At 66.0% G+C, this 18,838-nt stretch carries 16 protein-coding genes and 1 tRNA gene; 11 read left to right on the top strand and 6 right to left on the bottom strand.

The features are described 5' to 3' along the window. From IWH25_RS17070 to IWH25_RS17025, 10 genes are all read left to right on the top strand, one after another. Nucleotides 1-456 (top strand): FKBP-type peptidyl-prolyl cis-trans isomerase, encoded by a 456-nt coding sequence (locus tag IWH25_RS17070; RefSeq protein ID WP_203386956.1) that lies wholly within the window; start codon nucleotides 1-3, stop codon nucleotides 454-456. A gap of 8 nt (nucleotides 457-464) precedes the next feature. Further along, nucleotides 465-1,382 carry a 4-hydroxy-3-methylbut-2-enyl diphosphate reductase gene (ispH, locus tag IWH25_RS17065; RefSeq protein WP_203386955.1) on the top strand — a complete coding sequence of 306 codons (918 nt, stop codon included), beginning with the start codon at nucleotides 465-467 and terminating at the stop codon, nucleotides 1,380-1,382. A 285-nt stretch (nucleotides 1,383-1,667) separates the two neighbouring features. Further along, a complete protein-coding gene (locus tag IWH25_RS17060) occupies nucleotides 1,668-2,129 on the top strand; it encodes a type IV pilin protein (RefSeq protein ID WP_203386954.1) in 462 nt (153 codons plus the stop codon). Nucleotides 2,130-2,141: 12 nt separating this feature from the next. Then, nucleotides 2,142-2,759 (top strand): GspH/FimT family pseudopilin, encoded by a 618-nt coding sequence (locus IWH25_RS17055; protein ID WP_203389295.1) that lies wholly within the window; start codon nucleotides 2,142-2,144, stop codon nucleotides 2,757-2,759. A gap of 10 nt (nucleotides 2,760-2,769) precedes the next feature. Then, nucleotides 2,770-3,198, top strand: a complete 429-nt coding sequence (locus IWH25_RS17050; RefSeq protein WP_203386953.1) for a type IV pilus modification PilV family protein — start codon at nucleotides 2,770-2,772, stop codon at nucleotides 3,196-3,198. 9 nt (nucleotides 3,199-3,207) lie between these two features. Beyond that, nucleotides 3,208-4,386, top strand: a complete 1,179-nt coding sequence (locus IWH25_RS17045; RefSeq protein WP_203389294.1) for a PilW family protein — start codon at nucleotides 3,208-3,210, stop codon at nucleotides 4,384-4,386. Then, nucleotides 4,374-5,099: a pilus assembly PilX family protein gene (locus tag IWH25_RS17040; RefSeq protein ID WP_203386952.1), complete on the top strand. Its 726-nt coding sequence runs from the start codon at nucleotides 4,374-4,376 to the stop codon at nucleotides 5,097-5,099. Before IWH25_RS17045 ends, IWH25_RS17040 begins: the two co-directional genes overlap by 13 nt. A 14-nt stretch (nucleotides 5,100-5,113) precedes the next feature. Then, nucleotides 5,114-9,052, top strand: a complete 3,939-nt coding sequence (locus tag IWH25_RS17035) for a pilus assembly protein (protein WP_203386951.1) — start codon at nucleotides 5,114-5,116, stop codon at nucleotides 9,050-9,052. A gap of 67 nt (nucleotides 9,053-9,119) precedes the next feature. Next, nucleotides 9,120-9,746: an energy transducer TonB gene (locus IWH25_RS17030; protein ID WP_203386950.1), complete on the top strand. Its 627-nt coding sequence runs from the start codon at nucleotides 9,120-9,122 to the stop codon at nucleotides 9,744-9,746. A 46-nt stretch (nucleotides 9,747-9,792) separates the two neighbouring features. Next, nucleotides 9,793-9,868 (top strand) — tRNA-Thr (locus tag IWH25_RS17025). 162 nt (nucleotides 9,869-10,030) lie between these two features. Here the strand turns inward: IWH25_RS17025 and IWH25_RS17020 are convergent. Genes IWH25_RS17020 through IWH25_RS16995 form a run of 6 tightly spaced genes read right to left on the bottom strand, consistent with a single transcriptional unit; the run spans nucleotide 10,031 to nucleotide 17,764 of the window. Beyond that, nucleotides 10,031-14,518, bottom strand: coding sequence for a PilC/PilY family type IV pilus protein (locus IWH25_RS17020; RefSeq protein ID WP_203386949.1), 4,488 nt, complete (start codon nucleotides 14,516-14,518; stop codon nucleotides 10,031-10,033). 34 nt (nucleotides 14,519-14,552) lie between these two features. Next, nucleotides 14,553-15,227 (bottom strand): pilus assembly PilX family protein, encoded by a 675-nt coding sequence (locus IWH25_RS17015; protein WP_203386948.1) that lies wholly within the window; start codon nucleotides 15,225-15,227, stop codon nucleotides 14,553-14,555. A 4-nt stretch (nucleotides 15,228-15,231) separates the two neighbouring features. Beyond that, a complete protein-coding gene (locus IWH25_RS17010; RefSeq protein ID WP_203386947.1) occupies nucleotides 15,232-16,305 on the bottom strand; it encodes a PilW family protein in 1,074 nt (357 codons plus the stop codon). Nucleotides 16,306-16,308: 3 nt separating this feature from the next. Then, nucleotides 16,309-16,836, bottom strand: a complete 528-nt coding sequence (locus IWH25_RS17005; RefSeq protein ID WP_203386946.1) for a prepilin-type N-terminal cleavage/methylation domain-containing protein — start codon at nucleotides 16,834-16,836, stop codon at nucleotides 16,309-16,311. Continuing rightward, nucleotides 16,827-17,348, bottom strand: a complete 522-nt coding sequence (locus IWH25_RS17000; protein ID WP_203386945.1) for a GspH/FimT family pseudopilin — start codon at nucleotides 17,346-17,348, stop codon at nucleotides 16,827-16,829. The genes IWH25_RS17005 and IWH25_RS17000 overlap by 10 nt, the downstream gene beginning before the upstream one ends. Then, nucleotides 17,342-17,764, bottom strand: a complete 423-nt coding sequence (locus IWH25_RS16995) for a type IV pilin protein (protein WP_203386944.1) — start codon at nucleotides 17,762-17,764, stop codon at nucleotides 17,342-17,344. Before IWH25_RS16995 ends, IWH25_RS17000 begins: the two co-directional genes overlap by 7 nt. 244 nt (nucleotides 17,765-18,008) lie before the next feature. On the opposite strand from IWH25_RS16995, the gene IWH25_RS16990 reads away from it, so the two are divergent. Beyond that, nucleotides 18,009-18,776, top strand: coding sequence for a 3-hydroxyacyl-CoA dehydrogenase (locus tag IWH25_RS16990; RefSeq protein ID WP_203386943.1), 768 nt, complete (start codon nucleotides 18,009-18,011; stop codon nucleotides 18,774-18,776). Nucleotides 18,777-18,838: the final 62 nt, after the last annotated feature.

Genomic DNA, 18,838 nt, shown 5'->3' with positions numbered 1-18,838 from the left:
ATGAACCAACCCGTGACCGTCCAGCCGGACAGCTTCCTGACGCTGCATTACCGCTTGAGCGGCCTTGACGGCACCGAGCACGTCAGCACCTTCGACATGAGCCCAGCGACGCTGCAGATGGGCGCCGGCCAGCTCGCGGCGACGCTGGAGGCCTGCCTGCTCGGCGTCGGCGTCGGCGAGCACCACGTCTTCCAGCTGGAGGCCGACGAGGCCTTCGGCCAGCACAATCCGCGCCTCGTCGAGCGCATCGCGCGCAGCGCGCTGCCGCCGGAGATGGAACTCAAGGTCAATTCGCTGATCGAATTCAGCGCCCCGGATGGCGGCCTGCCCGGCACCGCGGGTGGCGTCGCCGGCCTGCTGCGCGAACTCAACGACACCACCGCCGTGTTCGACTTCAACCATCCGCTCGCCGGCCAGCCGGTGCGCTTCGAAGTCAAGATCATCGGCATTCTGTAAGGACAGCCATGGAAGTCATCCTCGCCAATCCCCGCGGCTTCTGCGCCGGCGTCGAGCGCGCGATCACCATCGTCGAACGCGCGCTGGCGAAGTTCGGCGCACCGATCTACGTGCGCCACGAAGTCGTGCACAACAAGTTCGTCTGCGACGACCTGCGCGCCAAGGGGGCGGTGTTCATCGAGGACCTCGCCGACGTGCCGGCCGGGGCGACGGTGATCTTCAGCGCCCACGGCGTCTCCAGGGCGGTGCGCGAAGAGGCGGAACAGCGCGGGTTGAAGGTGTTCGATGCGACCTGCCCGCTGGTGACCAAGGTGCACGTCGAGGTCGGCAAGATGCGCCGCGACGAGCGCGAGGTGATCATGATCGGCCACAAGGGGCACCCCGAGGTCGAGGGGACGATGGGGCAGGCCTCCGGCGGCATGTACCTGGTCGAGACCGTCGCCGATGTCGCGGCGCTGGCGGTGCGCAACCCCGGGCAGCTCTCGTACGTGACGCAGACGACGCTGTCCGTGGACGATGCGCGGGTGATCGTCGATGCGCTGCGCGCGCGCTTCCCGGCGATCGTCGGCCCGAAGAAGGACGACATCTGCTACGCCACGCAGAACCGCCAGGACGCGGTGAAGGCGCTGTCCGGCGAATGCGAGGTGGTGATCGTCGTCGGCAGCCCGAACAGCTCCAATTCCAACCGCCTGCGCGAAGTGGCGGAAAAGAACGGCGTCCGCGCCTACATGGTCGACCACGCCGGCGAAATCCGCGCCGACTGGGTCGCCGGCGTCCGCCGCGTCGGCCTGACCGCCGGCGCCTCGGCACCCGAGGCGCTGGTCGAATCGGTCGTGCAGCGCCTGCGCGAACTCGGGGCGGCCGAGGTCGGCCACCTGCGCGGGGTCGAGGAGACGACGACCTTCCCGTTGCCGGCGGGGCTGTAGCCGTCCGCCGCCGGGGGCGCCGGCGCCATTCCGGAAATCGGGAAACACAATCATTATTCTTTGTTTGTCGGCGTTGTTCTGCTGACTGCTTCGCTTTTTGCCTGTTGAGCAACCAGCCGCCGCGGCTGGTTTCTGCTTGTTTTCACTATTCTTGGGTGTATCCATTCCCTCCGGTGGATGGTATTCTGCCGTTCGTCGTCAGGCGCCGGTGCTTTTCGGCTTGCCGTAAATACTTAATTCATCGACAAAAACAAGCGGATTCGTGAGGCTGGCATGGTCGGAGTCATGACAAGGGCGAGAGGCTTCTCGCTCATCGAACTAATAATCGTTGTTGCGATTATCGGCATCCTCGCCGCGATCGCCATACCCCAATACGACGACTATGTCCGCCGGGCGGCGTTGCAGGAGGCGTTTGCCAATCTGGCCGATTTCCGGGTCAAGCTCGAGCAGTTCTATCAGGACAACCGGGCCTACGGCAGCGTCGGCGAGGCCACCCCGTGCGGCCATGACGGGACGGCGAACCGGATCAACTTCGCGCTGGCGAACACGAAGTTCACCTACACCTGCGCGCTGACCGGCGCCGCCGGCAGCCAGAACCAGGCCTATCTGCTGACGGCGACCGGCAGCGGCGGTGCCGCTGCCGGCCACACGTTCACGCTGAACAACGCCAACGGCAAGGCAACGACCCTGTTCAAGAGCGCCGTCGTCGCCAAGTCCTGCTGGCTGGTGTCGGGCGGCGAGTGCTGAGCGGGGCGGACGATGCACGGCGACCGCGGCTTCTCCCTCGTCGAACTGTCGGTCGTGGTGGCGATCATCGGCCTGCTCATGGCGATCGGCTTCCCCAGCTTCCAGACCTGGCTGCGCAACGTGCAGATCCGCAACGCCGCCGAGTCGCTGCAGAACGGGCTCCAGTTCGCCCGCATGGAGGCGCTGCGCCGCAACGAACGGGTCAGTTTCTGGATGGTCTCGTCGACCAACCCGAGGATCCTCGATGACGGCTGCCTGCGCAGTGCCGACGGCGTTTCCTGGGTGGTCAGCCGCGACAACCCAGCATCGGCCTGCGCGGCCGAGGTCTCGGAGACGGTCGTCCCGCGCATCATCCAGAAGAAGGCGGGCGGCGAGGGCTCGCCCGATGTCACCGTCGGTGCCGCCGATGCCGGCGGTGCGGCGACCTCGTGCATCACCTTCAACGGCTTCGGCCGCATCGAGACGGCCTGCGCCGATGCCGCGGCCAGCCAGCCGCTGGCACGCGTCGTCTTCGCCTCGGCACAGGCCGACGCGAACGTCCGCAATCTCGAAGTTCGCGTCTCGGCCGGCGGCCTGATCCGCATGTGCGATCCGGCGGTCAGCGCCGCCTCCGACCCCCGCAAATGCTGAGCGGCGCACGATGACAACGAGGCCGCCCCCCTCTTCCCGCGCCCCGCTCCGACAAGCGGGCATCGCGCTGATCGAGGCGCTCATCTCGGTGGTGCTGCTGTCGCTCGGCATTCTCGGCCTGATCGCGTTGCAGGGGTCGATGGGGGCCAACCTGACCGACGCCAAGTACCGGGCCGAAGCGTCCTTCCTCGCCAACCAGCTGCTCGGTCAGATGTGGATCGACCAGGGCAACCTGGTCAATTACGCAATCAGCGGCGGCAGCTGCACGCAGACCTATGCGCAGTGCAGCGACTGGCTGACCAAGGTCGGCCGCGACCTGCCGGGAGGCAGCGCCAGCGTGGTCCTGAACGGCACGGCGGTGACCATCACCGTCACCTGGCAGACGCCGGGCGTCGGCGTTCCGCACAACTACGTCCTGTCGGCGAACGTGCTCAGCTAGGGGACGGCGATGCGCAGAGAATCGAAACAGCGACGGACGGCGGCTGGCTTCACCCTGGTGGAGTTGCTGGTGGCGATGGTCATCGGCCTCATTACCGTGGTCGTGATCGGCCAGGTGATGGCGGTTGCGGAAGAGCGCAAGCGCGCGATCACGAGCGGCGCGGACACCACGCTCAACGGTGCGCTCGCGCTGTACACGGTCGAACGCGACGTGAAAAGCGCCGGCTACGGGCTGACCACGGTGCTCAGCGCGCTCGGCTGCGAGATCCGCATGAAGTACGGCGGCGGCCCGACGAAGACCCTGACCATGTCGCCGATCTCGATCATCGATGGCGTCGACGGCGCGCCGGATGCGATCCGGACGTTGGCCAGCGACAAGGTCGGCATTTCGCTGCCGACGCGCGTCACCGTCGATCATGCGGCCGAGGCGGCCAATTTCTTCGTCGAGTCCGACGTCGGCATCCAGGAAAACGACCTGATGGTGGCGGTGCCGGAGACTCCGTCGGCAACCAACTGGTGCTCGCTGTTCGAGGTGACCAAGGACGGCGGTGGCGGCGGAGGTGGCGGCGGCGGGCAGGGGCAGAACCAGGTCCTGCACAGTCCGGGGCAGAGCGAATGGAACCATCCGGGGGGACAGACCATTTTCCCGTCGTCCGGCTATCCGACCAATTCCTATCTGGTCAACCTCGGCCGTTTCCTCGACCACACCTACGACATTGCGGGGAGCAACCTGCGTCTGACCCGGTTCGATTCGGCGACGGGCGCGGCCCCCGCGCAGGACCTGTTCTCGCAGATCGTCCAGCTGCAGGCGGTGTACGGCAAGGACGCCGATGGCGACTGCGTGGTCGATACCTGGGAGGCGACGCAGCCGACGACCATCGCCCAGTGGCAGCAGTTGCGCGCGCTGCGCATCGCCTTGGTCGCGCGCAGCCTGGTTCCGGAGAAGGACGTCGTCACGCTGAACGAGGCCGATCTCGCCGCCGCCGGCAAGTGCAACACGGCGACGCCGAATCCGGCGGTGGTCTGCTGGCGGCCCAACCCCGGCGTCGCCACCAGCGGCGTCGCGATCAAGCTGGATACCACCGGCGCCGACTGGCAGCGCTATCGCTATCGGGTGTTCGAGAGCACGATCCCGGTCCGCAATCTCGTCTGGCTGCAGAAAACGGGGAATCCGGCATGCGCGCTCTGACCCTGGGCCGGCGCGCGCATCGGCAGCGCGGCCTGACGCTGATGATCGTGCTGATCGCGCTGGTGTCGATCTCGCTCGCCACCGTGGCGCTGGTCCGCTCGGTCGATACCGGCACGCTGGTCCTCGGCAACCTCGGCTTCAAGCAGGGCACCACCGCCGCCGCCGACAACGCCCTCGAAAACGCTTCGGCCTGGCTGATGGCCCGCCTGAGCACGGCGCCGGCCGACCTCCACGACAGCCGCTGCGCCAGCGGCTGCTCGGCGCAGGATCCGACCGGCGCCTATTACGCCACCAGCCTGGACGGGCTGGATATCGCCGGCCACGCGAAGGCGGCCACGCGCATCCTCGTCGACTGGGACAACGACAACTGCGCCTATGCCGCCAGCGGTTCTTTCGCAGCCTGCCTCAAGGCGTCGCCGGCGGTTTCGGCGAACGGCTACACGACCAGCTACGTCATCACCCGGATGTGCAAGACGGTCGGCGACGCCAATGCCGTCGGCAACAATTGCGCGCGTCCGACGAACATGATGCTGACGACGCGGCAGATCAACAAGGGCGGCCTCGATTACGGGCGGCATACGGTCCTCTCCGCGGCGGGGGGCGGCGGCAGCGGCCTCTCCGCACTGATGTTCCGCATCGTTGTCCGTTCGCGCGGGCCGCGCAATACGGTCAGCTATACCGAAACCTATCTCAGCGTCGCCGAGTCGTCGTAGAAATGGAGCGCTCCATGGAACCGCGCGCAGCCTTCGTCTTCCGGTCGGGTCGGGTCATCGTCGTCGCCGTCGCCGCTGCCGGACTGTGCAGCATCGTGCCCGCCGCCGCCGCGCCGACCGACCTCGCCGACGGTCCGCTGGCCAACGGGCTGAGCGCAGCGACGACCGTCAAGCCGAACCTGGCGTTCATCGTCGACGATTCGGGCTCGATGGACGACGAGAACATGCCCGACAGCAATGGTACCCACCGTGACGACCGGTGCTGGGGCTGGTACCGGTACAACACGCTCGCCTACAACCCGACGGTGACCTACAAGCCGCCCTACAAGCCGGACGGCGCGGTCTATGCGGACGGCGTCAAGCGCTATCCCGACGCCAGCTTCACCGCGGCCCGGCTGGATGGCTACTTCCCGGTGCCGGGCTACACCTACGGCGGCGACAGTACCTCGAACGCCACGCGGGATCTGTCCAATACCGCCAACCTGCGCACGACGGCAAGCCCGAAGTACTACTACACGACCCCCGTTGCCGCCGGCGACCTGAACAAGACGAGCTGCCTGGCGGATGCGAAGTACGGCGCCGTGACCAACGCCGCCGACATCGCAGCGCCGACCGGCGCCAACGGCAGCGAGGCGGCGAAGACGAACTACGCGAACTGGTACAGCTACTACCGCAAGCGCGCCTACATGATGAAGGCGGCGACGGCCGAAGCCTTCGCCGATCTTTCCGACAAGTACCGCGTCGGCCTCTTCTTCATTTCCAGCAAGGAGAGCGGTTCCGCGGGCGGCGCCTCGATGCCGAACAGCGATCTGAAAGTCGACGACTTCACCGGCACGCATCGCACGAATTTCTTTACCCGCCTGCTGGAGAACCGTTCGGCCGGGTGGACGCCGCTGCGCGCGGCGCTGGCACGCGCCGGGCGCATGTATGCGGGCCAGATCGCCGGCTGGGATCCGGTGCAGTATTCCTGTCAGCAGAACTTCGCGATCCTGTCGACCGACGGCTACTGGAATACCAATTACGAGACCAGTACCTACGGCCCGTACCGGATCGACGGCACGACCGAAGTCGGCAACACCGACGGCGGCCCCGTTGCCGCCGTGCCGGCGTCGGCGACGATCAGCTGGAGCGGCCAGAGCGGCAGCGGCAGCAATGCCTGCTATCGCTTCACCAGCATCACGGTGAACACCGGCAGCGGCCCGGTCGAACTGCTCGATGCGGCGTCGGTGCCGGCGTCGTGCAGCACCAACGGCGACACGATCGGCAACGCGGCGGCGACCAGCATCAACAACCGTACCGGTACCACCGGCTTCTCGGCGACCTTCGACGGCGGCCCGAACCGGCTGACGATCGTGGCGCCGGCGGCGGCCGGCGGACTGACGGTGACGCCGGTCTACAACGTCGTCAAGGACAGCGGCACCAAGTCCCGTACCTTTGCCGCGACCGCCTTCGCCGGCTACGTCGCCGGGTCGGCGGCGTCGGCGACGCTGCCGTACCGCGACGGCAACAACGTCGCCAACACCCTCGGCGACATCGCCTACTACTACTACATGACCGACCTGCGCAGCGCGGCGCTCGGTAACTGCAGCAACACGATCGCTTCGACGAGCTACGGCAACCTGTGCGACAACAACGTGCTCGGCGCCGGCAAGGACGTCAACCAGCAGCAGCACATGACCACGTTCACGATCGGCCTCGGCGCCAACGGCACGATCCTCTACGAGCGCGACTACGAAACGGCTGCCAAGGACGCCGATGCCGCCACGGTCCAGTACTACGACATCAAGAACGGGGCGCCGACCTGGCCGGACCCGATCAACAACAGCGGCGAAGAACGCATCGACGACCTCTGGCACGCGGCGGTGAACGGCCGCGGCACCTACTACAGCGCGGCCAATGCCGAGAGCCTCGCCGACGGCATCCGTTCCGCGCTGGCCGGCATCTCGGCCCGCACCGGCTCGTCCTCGGCGGCCGCGACCTCGACGCTGCAGCCGACCGCGACCGACAACGGCGTCTTCGTCGCCCTCTACCGTACCGTCGCCTGGGATGGCGAAGTGAAGAAGCTGCGCATCGATCCGAACACCGGCGCACTCTCCGGCAGTCCCGACTGGCAGGCCCGTGACCAGCTCGATACGCGCATCGCCGCCGCCGGGGCCGGCCAGGACGGGCGGGCGATCAAGTATTTCAGCGCGGGCGCAACGAACAAGCTGCGCGAGTTCACGTATGCGAACCTGGCGGCGGACGGCAAGAGCGGGCACTTCGACGGCTTCTGCACGAAGACCCCTGAGCCGGACCAGTGCGGCGTCGATGGCAACGACCTCAATGCCACGCAGAAGACGAACGCCAGCGCCGGCGACAACCTCGTCAAGTATCTGCGCGGGCAGGCGACCTACGAGGAGGAGAACGCGAACGCCAATCCCTATTTCCGCGGGCGCGAGCACGTGCTCGGCGACATCGTCAATGCCGTGCCGGTCTTTCAGAAGGAACCGAAGCATACCTACGACGACTACGACACGACCTACGGCGAGTTCAAGACTGCGCAGGCGAACCGCGCGGCAACGCTCTACGTCGCCGCCAACGACGGCATGCTGCACGCCTTCAACGCCGACAGCGGCGCCGAGCGCTGGGCCTTCGTCCCGTCCCAGGTCATGCCCAATCTGTGGAAGCTGGCCGACCGCAGCTACGCGAACAATCACCAGTACTTCGTCGACGGCCCGCCGGCGGTCGCCGACGTCTGCATCCTGCCGACGGCATCGGGCTGTGCCGATGCCGACAGCTGGCGAACGATCCTCGTCGGTGGACTGAACAAGGGCGGCTGCGGCTACTACGCGCTCGACGTCACCGACCCGGCCAACCCGAAAGGGCTGTGGGAGTTCAGCCACGAACAGCTGGGATTCAGCTACAGCGTGCCGCAGATCCTGCGCCGCAAGGACGGCCGCTGGGTGGTGATGTTCTCCTCCGGCTACAACAACATCCCCGCGGGCGGTTGTCCGTCGTCGACCGCCGCCAGCGACGGCAACGGCCACGTCTTCGTTCTCGACGCGATGGACGGCACGCTGCTCGACCGGATCTCGACCTTCATCAACGGCACGACGCCCGCCGGCACGGCGGCGACGCCGAGCGGTCTCGGTCAGTTGAACTTCCATCTCGAGAACGGCAGCCTCGCCGTCGCCGGCCGTGCCTACGGCGGCGACTTGCTCGGCAACGTCTGGCGGATCGACTTCGACGACAACATCGCCCCCGCCGGCAAGGAGGCGACCCTGCTCGCGCAGCTGAAGACGAGCACCGGCATTCCGCAGCCGATCACGATCCGGCCCGAGCTGAACACGGTGCGGGTGTCCAATGCCAACTACAACGCGGTGCTGGTCGCCACCGGGCGCTACCTCGGCACCAGCGATTCCGCCGATACCGCGCAGAACACGATCTACGCGCTGAAGGACACGCTGTCGGCGACGACCATTGGCGACGTTCGCGGGGCGACGATGGTGGAGCGCTCGCTGGCGCAGTCGACCAATGCCGGCGGCCAAACGATCCGTACGGTGAGCGGTGCGGCGATGGACTGGTCGACCAAGGACGGCTGGTACATGGATCTCAATCCGGGCAATGCCTCCCCGGGTGAGCGGGTGAACGTCAATACGCAGGTGGCGTTCAACCTGTGGAAGGTGCCGGCCAACGTGCCCGACGCCAATGTCTGCAATGCGGGCGGCTATGCTTTCCAGTATTCTATCGACCTGAGTACCGGCCTCGCCTTGAATACCGCGACGGACGGTGCCGTTGCCGTCCGCCTCAGTGGCAACGCACTGGTGGTCGGGATCAAGACGGTCCGCCTCCTGAACGGCAAGCTGGTGACCATCGTTACCGATTCGTCGGGGCAGGTTCATATCGACGATGGCGGTCAGCCGAGCTCCTCGCTCAAGGCGTGGCGGACCTCGTGGCGGGAAATTCCCGACTGAGCCGGACCTGAGGCGCTGACGCCGCGACGGCCTCACGTCGGTGACGGGAGGTCGTTTTCTTTTGACGATGACGAAACGCCTGGGCTGTTGTCTGCTGCTGTCTGTCGCATTCCACCTGCTGCTGTTGTGGCTGCCGGGGTTCGCGCCGTCGTCCGGGGGGGCGGCGCGCGGGCGGATCGAGTTGCGGCTGCGCCTGCTCGAAGCATCGCCGGCCATCGCGCTCGAGTCGACCGCCGAACAACTTGCGGCGAATGGGCGGGTCGCCGGCGACTCGGAGGGACGTGAGGCGGAGCCGGCTCCGGATGCCGGTGAGCACAAGGGTTCCGCCGGCGATGAGCCGTCGTCAGCCGCGCCGCTGCCGTTCTTGCCGGCCTCGTTGCCGCGCGGGTTCGACCGGGGCGCCTACCTCGCGGGGGATCGGCTTGACGTCCGGCCCAGCCCCGAGCAGCCGATCGTCATCGGCCTAGACGACCCGCAAGGAATGCGCAGGGACAAGGGGCAGGTGGTGCTGGTCATTTATGTCGGCGCCACCGGCGCGGTGGATCACGTCGATGTCGATGCGGCCGACGTGCCGGCCGATATCGCGGAGTCGCTGGCGGAAATTTTCCGCAACGCGAAGATGCGCCCGGGGATCAAGGACGAGCGGCCGGTGAAGGCACGCATGAAAGTCCTCGTCGAGTTCGAGGTGCGCTGATCCCGTTCTTCTCTTCGCCGGAAAGCTGCTATAATCCGCGTCCGCTGCTGCTGTAGCTCAGTTGGTAGAGCAACTGATTCGTAATCAGTAGGTCGGAGGTTCGACTCCTCTCAGCAGCACCAGAATCTGCAAGGGCTCCCGGTTGTTCGGGGGCCCTTTTGCTTTTCGCTGTTGCGAAGGCCGGGCTCTAAACCTGGATGCTCCTGCCGTGGCGATAGTTGGGCAAAAAAAACGGCTGCCCCGGGAGCGGGGCAGCCGTTGCTTATGGCGGGCGGGGCGGAAGGTCAGTCGGCGCGATAGAACCAGTAAACCTTCTTGCGCATTCCCGGCGGGTTCTGGTTGACCTTGTCGGAACGGATAACGCCTCCTTCCACTCCGCCGCCGCCGCCGCCGATGATCCCGTAGTAGGGCTTCCCGCCAATCATCACGACGCCCGAGGTGACGGTCGGCGACAGGCCGCCGCCGGTCAGTGTGGCCGCGTAGTTGACCGCCTTGGTCGTTCCCGAGGTGTTATCGCGGTTGAAGGCCGGCAGGCCGGTATAGGGGTCGACCGCGTAGCCCAGCGCTTGCCCGAGATTGCTGCAGATGCCCAGCGAGGTGTCGGGTCTCTGCGGCGTATTGGTGGCGAAGAACATCACGCCGCCGACCACCTGCGGCGAATTGACCGTCTTCTCCTCGTCGAGCGTCGTCGTCGCGTCGGTTTCGTTCTTCAGCGAGATGTACCAACCCTTGGCCGTCGATCCCATATCGAACGCGGTGAGCGAGTTGGGGTTTGCATTCACCTCGATGAGATTGCTCTCGACGATCGGGCTGGCGTTGATCGTCGTCGGGTCGCTGCCAATCTGGACTTTGTCGAGGATGCTGTAGAAGCGGTCCTGCACGGCCGCGCCGAAGGTGCCGCTGCCGCCGTAGTAGGCCGGACAGGTGACCGTCACCGGATGCTTCAGCGGTTTCTCCCGGTCGCCGCTGCCCATCGCCACGAAATACGCGGCCTGGCCGGTGGCGATGTCCAGCGTCGGCGCAACCGCCGGGGCGAACAGGAACTTGCGCGCATCGGTGCCGCCGTTGTCATCGACGTCGCCCAGCTTGGCAAGATGGTAGGTCGTCCAGGTCGTTCCCGGCGCTGCCGTCTGGTCGGCATCGAAGCGGAACAGGTTGCCGCCGGTATCCACCGCGTAGATGCGGTCGACGTTGCCGTCGCCGTCGACATCTACCGGCGTCACATCGGCGGTGAAACTGTACTTCTTGACGCTGGCCGGCGGTTGGAGGAAGGCGAGCAGGGCACCGGTATCCATGTCGGCGACATAGACGCCGCGTCCCATCGTCGGGCTGCGGAGGCTCCCGGATGGCTTGTCTTCCTCGGTCGGGTCATAGCCGGCGCCGAAGACGACGGCCTGCTTCGTGACGCCACTACCGCTTTCGACCCCCTTCAAGCGGATCGGCTTCACTTCCGACCAGGTCTGGCCGAGGTCCGAGTAGCCGGTCGAGGCATTGGTAATCCGCCACTGGAACTTGGGATTGGCCGGGTCGGTGACGTTGAGCGCATACACCGCCCGTCCGCCGCGGCGCATCGCCGCGAAGAGCAGCGATTTCGACGGTGCGGTGCTGGCCGTGCCGTCCGGTGTCTGGTAGCCGCTCATCACGCCGTCCCAGAAGTAGTCGCGCTGGGTCGGCGCCGGGGTGATGCCGCACAGCAGGTTGGGGAAGCGGACCTGCGGTTCGTTCAGGTACAGGCGGGACAGCTTGCTGTAGCTGACGAATTCTTCCGGGATGAAGGCCCACAACTCATTGCCGTCCGAATCGGTGGTACCCCCTTTGATCGCGTGCAGCAGGCCGTCGTTCGACCCGTAATAGCCGACGACGCCAGTGCTGCCGCCGTAGTTGAACATCAGCGGGCGCGAATGCAGCACGTCGGCGTGGATGCTGGCGCGGACGTCGGTGAAGGAGTTGTTCTGGTTCTCGTCGTTGACGACGTCCATACCCCGTACCCAGTTGATCAGGTTGGCGGCCGCCACCGTCGTGGTCGCCAGTCCGGGGGTCGCGGTGTAGGTGCCGGACGGGGCGCCCGGGCTCAGCGTGATCGGCCCGAAGGTGAAGGAGCGTCCATCCGCGGCGATGGCGAAGGTGCCGGCGCCGGCCGGGTCTCCGCCCGGGTAGGCCCCGCCGAGCGCCCAGGCGCCGTCGTAGCCGACCGAACCGCTGATCGTCAGCGTCGAACCGCTCAGGTTGGGCGATGCGGCGTTCTTCAGCGTCGCCGTCGCGACCTGGCTGCCGACCGATCGCGTGATGTTCACCGGCTGCGGATCGAGGATCTTTTGTGCGGTCGCGGTACTGTTGGTCAGCGTAAACAGGCGGAAGCAGAAGTAGCGCTGCCTGTCGCTGCCGGTCGTTGGCACCGGCGCCCAGCCGGCGACGAGGTTGTTGCAGTCGGTTCCTTCCTGTTCGATGGTGCGCCCGACCACGTTGTATTCGGTCGGCACGACATTCTTCAGCGTGACCGTCGTCAATCCGGGGGTGATCACGTTGTCTACGCGGGAGCCGGCATCGACGACCACCAGATTTTCCTGGCGCTGGACGCTGGCGCTGTTGCGATCGGTGCCGCCGATCGAGTTGACGCCCGCGGTGGTCGCCGGCGAGACCGGGACCGGGACCGTCAGCGCATAACTGAACGTGCCGCCGCCCGCTGCGTTGACGGTCGCGCCGCCGGCGGCGCTGTTGACGTAGGACTGCGAACCGCCGGTGATCAGCAGCGTATCGCCGACCACGTAGCCGCCCGGATTGGTCTGGCTGGTCGCCGTGGCGGCGCCGGTGGTCCAGTCGCTGACCGTGACGTCGATGTCGGCGAGCGCGAAGCTTCCTTGCGCAACGCTGACCTTCGCGTTTCCGGTGTCGTCGAGCGGCATCTCGGTGACGCCGAAGGTGAACGTGGTGGACGTCGGGACCGAGACGATCGTCTTCGCACCGAGGTATTCCGCCGGCGTCGTAGCGCCGGTGATGGTCACCGTGTCGCCCACCGCGAAACCATGGGCGGCACTGGCGGTCGCGGTGACGGTGTTGCCGCTGCGAGCCAGCGTCACGCTCTTGCCGCCCGGGTTGAGCATGCCGGTGATCGTCGTGTTCGAGGTGGTGAAGGTCTGCGTGTTCAGCGAGGTGCCCGCCGCGCCCGACAGGCAGGTGCCGAGACAGGTGTAGAGGTTGCGACCCGACGCGAACTGGTTGCGCAGCTTGAACGCGGCGCCGCCGCGTTCGACCAGCGGGCCATCAGGGCTGTCGTCGGTACCGGCGACCGGGTCGGGGAAGAAGCTCCAGAACCCCGGCGACTGTTCGGTCGTCCAGTGGCTGACGGCGTTCAGGTCGAGGAAGCCGGTGCCGCCTTCGGCCGTCGTTCGCTGATCGACCGCCGGGTTGTTGTTGCGGTCGGCGAGGAACAGTTTCAGCTTGTCGGTTGACGAGCAGGTCGGATTGGTGACGTTGTCGGCGATCGCTTCGCCGCTGTCGACCTTGTCGTTGCTGTTCTCGTCGCAGTAGCGGGCGAACTTGTATTCCTTGAGGTTGCCGAGCCAGCGCGGGCGTGCGCTGCTGTCGGGGCGGAACATGCCGATGTAAATCTGGTTCTCGAAGGTGCCCTGGGTGTTCACGCTGACCGGCAGCGAGGCCGAGGCGAAGACGCTGTTGACCGCCTGGATTTCGGAAAAGATCTTGGCCAGCGCGACTGACAACTGCGAGGTATTCGCCGCCGGATAGCACTTGCCGCCGCCGGCGGTCGCGACCGATTGCATCACGTAGTGCTGGCCGATCTGTTGCGCACCACCGGTGGTGTCGCCGATGCAGGCGGTGGGGGCAGGGTCGGCCGGGAAGGTGTCGACGGCATAGGTGATGATCTTGTTCATCTTCTTGTGGCCGGGGCGCGCCGGGTCGTCGATCGTCGTCGGCACGCCATACTGGTACATGAAGCGCGCCCATTCGTCGATCATCACGCTGCCTGGCTGGCTGTTGCCGCTGACCGAGATCTGCGTCGTGCTCGCCGTCTCGCCGATCAGTGCTGCGGCGGCGGTCAGGCGGGACGTATCGGTCGAGCCGTCGAGCGAGGTATTGCCGATCCAGACCAGGTAGTTCTTGGCGCAGCCGGCGTTTGAGGATGCCGGACCGCTGTAGGTCGTGGCTGCCGATGTAGCGTAGGCGTGGGTTCCAAGTGCGCTGGCCGGGTTGGCCTTCGTGTCGAGGGCGGCGGAAACGCCGCCGCCGACATCGTAGTAGGCCGTGTTGTTCGTGTAGTCTTCCTTCGTGTCGCGGGCGGCAGTGAATCCCAGCGCCTTGCTGTTGAAGTAGCGGAACACCTCCTCGATCGCGTGATCGCCGTCGGCCGATTGGGCTACCTTGTCCTGCGGCGCGTTCGGCGCCGTGCTCTTGATGTCGTCGAAGACTTCCTTCAGTTTCGCCCGGTTGGTCGCGTTCATCGGGCGCACCGCGAAGCGGACATAGGCGCCTGAGGTGGTTCCCGTGCGCGTATGCATCATGACGCCGACGTTGATGCTGTCGTTGAGCGTGTCGATGACTGCCTTCAGCGCATCGAGTTCGGCCTCGCCCTGCGTCGCCGGCCAGCCGGAGGCGTTGGACCAGTTCGCGCTGTTGTCGAGGAAGATCACGACGTTGGTTTCAGCGCCGGTGACTTGTTCGCCGCCGACGTAGAGGTCGATGTCATCGGCGAACGAGACGGTCGCGGCCGCAAGCAACGCGCCGACTACGGCTCGGGAAATGGTTTTCATGCTCATGATGGCGATGCTCCTCGTCGATCGCACGACGGCGTCAGCTCGTGCAGTAAAGGGCGGAATCGTTGCGGACCTGAATCCCGGTCTCGCTGTTCAGGACGACGTCCGTGCCGGCGGAAAGGCTGGTTTTCGCACCGAGAAAACCGGTGCTGACGGTGGCGGTGAATTGCCAAAGGGTCAGGTAGCAAGGGGCCTTGTCGTCCACGCAAGTTTGATATTGCTGGTGACGCTGCACGAGTAGCGTGCGTTCGGCTTCAAGTTCGGCCCTGACATCATCTGGGGGGTTGGCTGCGAGTAGTGTATTGATTGCAGCAATCCGGGCGCGAATTTGCGGCTGGATGATCCTGGTGATCTTGTCGGTGGCGAAGGTCAGCGACTTCAGGCAGGGTTTCGATACCGTCACCGTGTAGGTTTTCTTCGACGCATCCTCGCCTTCCGGCGAATAGGTGTAGGACGCGGCAGCGACGGCGTTGAGCGTGCCGTTGATGTCCGACGGGTTGATGAAACTGCTGCTCAGAACCTGGTTGACGATGTCATTGGCGGCGGCCAGCGCCTGGTGCCGTCCCTGCATGTTGTTGACCAGTTGCAGGTTGGTTGTGGTCATCCGGATCATCGAGATGCCGATCAGTGTCAGGACGACCAGCATGATCAGGCTGATGATCAGCACCGAGCCGCGCTGGCGCGGATGGGCGAGGGGGATATATGCTTTCATGGTGTCAGCTCTCCCGGCGTCCGGCCATATTGACTAGGCGGACCGTGGTCGTCGACACGCTGCGCTTGATGCTGTCGCCGTACGCTGCCACGGTCTTGGTGCCGAGCGTATGGTTCTGGCTGTCGGTGAAGCCGGTGGTGCTTTCCAGGTCGCGCGCGAGAACGTAGGCCTTGACCGAGACGACGTCGAACCATTCGCGGCCGGCGACGTCGTCCAGCTTCGTGTTGTGGTTGGTCGGAACCCGATATTCGTCCACTGCGCCGTCGCCGTCGGTATCCACGCCGTATTCAAGGTGCAGGTGGTCGATGCCGGGCGCGATCGAGCGGACGGCGAATGCGCCGTTGACCATCTCGGCGAGCTTCAGCGTAGGAATGCCGTCGCCGCCGCCGGAGCAGTTGTTGCAGGTGGCGACGTAGTAGATGTGGGTGACCAGCGGGCGGGCAAGCGCGGTCTGTCCGCAGGACGGATCGGCGCGGTGCAGGGTGAGGTTGGCCGGATTGCTGTGCACCATCAAGCCGGAGGGCTCCGCCGGGCACAGATTGGTCTGCGTCGATACCTGCAGCGCGACCGCGCCCGTGCCGCTCAGGCTCGACGGGGCGACGGCAAGCGTCGAGGCGCGCCGCAGCGCGATGAGATCGGTGCCCGTCTTCAGATTGGGCAGGATGGCGCTGCAGCCGGTGGGGAGCGTGATAGTGGCGCCATGGCCTTCCAGGCCGATTACGGGAACCGGCACCGTCGCCGACGACGGCGGGCCGACGCTCCAGGCCCACTGGGCCTGGATGTCTGCGAGGGTCGATGCGCAGGGGTTGGCGTTGCCGGTGATGTCAGTGTTGTAGCCCAGGTTGCCGACCGGCCAGAGGTCGCCGTAATAGCCGGCGAGGCGGATGTCCTCGGCGATCGCATCGAGTGCGAAACGGCCGTTCTCGATGCGCTGGCTGGTGCGGTTGACCTGTTCTCGGGTGGTCGATGATTGCGCGAACAGGCTGGCCATCGCCGCGGCGATGATGGCGCCGATGGCGAGGACGACCAGCAACTCGATCAGCGTGACGCCGCCCTGCGGGCGGAATGGTCGGATCATGAATCAACTCCCCAGATTCGGAATACGGATTCTTGTGGATACCACGCGCCGCGCCGAGGTGATCGTTGCCGAGCCGCAGCCTTGTGCTGCGGACGGGGAAAATCCCGTATCGCGCCCGCGCCAGGCGATCGAGAAAAGGATTTCCGAGCTCGCAGCGATGGCCTGCACGCAGCCGACTGCTCCGGGAAGGGCAGTCGTCGCCTTGAGCGCGGCATCCCATTCGCACAGGTCGGTGTCGAGGCGGGCGCCGGCGGCGCAGACATAACCGCTGGTGCCGATATTGGTGACGTTGATCCCGGCCGCGATCGCATCTTTCGCACCGGGCTGGTTCGCTTCGAAGCGCTGCGCGATATCCTGGAGCAGTCCCAGTGCCTGCCCCTTGGCGAAGGATTCCGTCTCGGCGTTGAGTGCGCGCGCGTGGAGGCCGGCCAGTCCCAGCAAGCCGATTGCAATAATGAGGATGGTGATCATTACCTCGATCAGCGAGAAGCCCCGCTCGGCGGAATTCGGTTTCGGGGGGGTCATGAACATGCGCCGCTCCTGCTGGTGGGGACGCCGGTAACGTCGATGGTGATGCAGCGTTTGAAGGCCGCGTTGGAGAGGTCGGCAACCTCGATCGACACCAGCGAAGTGATTCGCCCGGTCTGCCCGAAAACGATCGGTCCCGCCGTCGTTTTCCAGGTGAAGCTGACCGTCGGGTAGGGCTGGTGGACGCGCATCGTTTCTGCCGCCGGAGCGGTGACGCTGCAGCTTGCCGCCGTCCCGAAGACCACGCACCAGCCCGACGCCAGGTCGTTGCCGGAGGCCGCCTTGAGGGAGATCGATGCGCTGCGCTTGCCGGCTTCGCTGCGGGCGTACATGACGCTGCTGACCAGATCGAAGGCGGCCGACTTGACCTTCTGCCCCCCGAGCAGGTCTCGCAGCCCGGGGATCGCGAAACCCATGACGATGGCCATCAGCGCCAACACGACCATCAGCTCCGAAAGCGTAAAGCCGCGCTCGCGGCGAGGACGATGCGCTGTGAAACAGGTGCGGGTCACCATTTGGCCACCGGAAGTTTGAGTCCGAACTGGTTGATCGACAGCTCCCCATCTGCTGCCTGGGCCGAGCCGGCGGCCGGGGTCGCCTTGGCTTCGAATCCGGCCATCGTGACGGCCGGTTCAAGACCTGCTGCTGCCTGCAGGGTCAGCGTCTGCGGCGTGATCGTGATCGCATAGCCTGCGGCCTGGACGTCGGGCGGGGTCGTCAGGCCGAGTTCGGTGATGGTTGCCGCGTAGCCTCCCGTTTGTCCGATGCGTACCTCCTGCCGGCTGAATATCTCAAGCAGGAAGGCTTTCGCTGCGGCCCGGTTGGCGTAAACCACGTACTGCCGATACGACGGCAGTGCTATCGCCAGCAGAATGCCGATGATTCCGACGACGACCAGCAATTCCACCACTGAGAATCCGTTTTTCTTCACGTCAACTCCTCTTTTCCCCTCTGCATCGTATTTCCGGCACCGGCAACTTGCATCCGGTCGGCGACGAACGGCTGTTTCCGCAGCATCGGCGGTCGATGCCTTCCTGCTCGTGTTGAGGGCGTGGTACTGCCGCGCATTTTTTTGGGCCGCCACACGACTTCTCGGCGTTTCGAATCCGATTTCCATACGGTACCGTCTGGTCGTGCTACTATTTTCCGGTTCGAATGACCAAGGAGAAGCAGCGATGCAGATTCAAGACAGCGTATTCGTGGTGACCGGCGGCGCGTCCGGTCTTGGTGCCGGTACCGCCCGCATGCTGGTGGAGAACGGCGGCCGGGTGGTGCTGGCCGACCTGCAGAAGGAGGCCGGCGAGGCGCTGGCGCGCGAGCTGGGGGCCGCGGCCCGTTTCGTGGAAACCGACGTTTCCAGCGAGGAAAGTGCCAAGGCTGCGATTGCTGCCGCCGTATCCGGTTTCGGCGGCCTGCACGGCCTCGTGAACTGCGCCGGCGTCGCGCCGGCCGAGAAGGTGGTCGGCAAGGAAGGGGCGCACCGCCTGGCGAGCTTCCAGAAGGTGATCAACGTGAACTTGGTCGGCAGCTTCAACATGATCCGGCTGGCCGCCGAGGCGATGAGCAAGGCCGAGCCGAACGCCGCCGGCGAACGCGGCGTGATCGTCAACACCGCCTCGGTCGCCGCTTTCGACGGCCAGATCGGGCAGGCCGCCTACGCCGCATCGAAGGGCGGCGTCGTGGCGATGACGCTGCCGATCGCGCGCGAACTGGCGCGCTCCGGCATCCGCGTGATGACCATCGCCCCCGGCATCTTCGAGACACCGATGCTGCTCGGCATGCCGCCCGAGGTGCAGGATGCGCTCGGCAAGATGGTGCCGTTCCCGTCGCGCCTGGGCAAGCCGGCCGAGTACGCGGCGCTGGTGCGCCACATCCTGGAGAACGTGATGCTGAACGGCGAGGTGATCCGCCTGGACGGCGCAATCCGGATGGCCGCCAAATAATTTATACTGTCGCCGGTTCGAAGGGCGGGAGGCAGGCTGCCTCCCGCCTTTTTTCATGGGCG

This window comes from Azospira restricta (assembly GCF_016858125.1).
GTDB lineage: Bacteria > Pseudomonadota > Gammaproteobacteria > Burkholderiales > Rhodocyclaceae > Proximibacter > Proximibacter restrictus.
Note: the sequence above shows the minus strand (reverse complement) of the source record. Positions and strands in the feature narration are given on the sequence as shown.

What these genes read in the sequence shown, in the direction of transcription:
- IWH25_RS17010 (WP_203386947.1), bottom strand. Translation starts at nt 16,305, where the DNA reads ATGATCCGACCATTCCGCCCGCAGGGCGGCGTCACGCTGATCGAGTTG.
- IWH25_RS17045 (WP_203389294.1), top strand. Translation starts at nt 3,208, where the DNA reads ATGCGCAGAGAATCGAAACAGCGACGGACGGCGGCTGGCTTCACCCTG.
- IWH25_RS17035 (WP_203386951.1), top strand. Translation starts at nt 5,114, where the DNA reads ATGGAACCGCGCGCAGCCTTCGTCTTCCGGTCGGGTCGGGTCATCGTC.
- IWH25_RS17000 (WP_203386945.1), bottom strand. Translation starts at nt 17,348, where the DNA reads ATGGTGACCCGCACCTGTTTCACAGCGCATCGTCCTCGCCGCGAGCGC.
- IWH25_RS17015 (WP_203386948.1), bottom strand. Translation starts at nt 15,227, where the DNA reads ATGAAAGCATATATCCCCCTCGCCCATCCGCGCCAGCGCGGCTCGGTG.
- IWH25_RS17070 (WP_203386956.1), top strand. Translation starts at nt 1, where the DNA reads ATGAACCAACCCGTGACCGTCCAGCCGGACAGCTTCCTGACGCTGCAT.
- IWH25_RS17040 (WP_203386952.1), top strand. Translation starts at nt 4,374, where the DNA reads ATGCGCGCTCTGACCCTGGGCCGGCGCGCGCATCGGCAGCGCGGCCTG.
- IWH25_RS17050 (WP_203386953.1), top strand. Translation starts at nt 2,770, where the DNA reads ATGACAACGAGGCCGCCCCCCTCTTCCCGCGCCCCGCTCCGACAAGCG.
- IWH25_RS17055 (WP_203389295.1), top strand. Translation starts at nt 2,142, where the DNA reads ATGCACGGCGACCGCGGCTTCTCCCTCGTCGAACTGTCGGTCGTGGTG.
- IWH25_RS17060 (WP_203386954.1), top strand. Translation starts at nt 1,668, where the DNA reads ATGACAAGGGCGAGAGGCTTCTCGCTCATCGAACTAATAATCGTTGTT.
- ispH (WP_203386955.1), top strand. Translation starts at nt 465, where the DNA reads ATGGAAGTCATCCTCGCCAATCCCCGCGGCTTCTGCGCCGGCGTCGAG.
- IWH25_RS16990 (WP_203386943.1), top strand. Translation starts at nt 18,009, where the DNA reads ATGCAGATTCAAGACAGCGTATTCGTGGTGACCGGCGGCGCGTCCGGT.
- IWH25_RS17020 (WP_203386949.1), bottom strand. Translation starts at nt 14,518, where the DNA reads ATGAGCATGAAAACCATTTCCCGAGCCGTAGTCGGCGCGTTGCTTGCG.
- IWH25_RS17005 (WP_203386946.1), bottom strand. Translation starts at nt 16,836, where the DNA reads ATGTTCATGACCCCCCCGAAACCGAATTCCGCCGAGCGGGGCTTCTCG.
- IWH25_RS17030 (WP_203386950.1), top strand. Translation starts at nt 9,120, where the DNA reads ATGACGAAACGCCTGGGCTGTTGTCTGCTGCTGTCTGTCGCATTCCAC.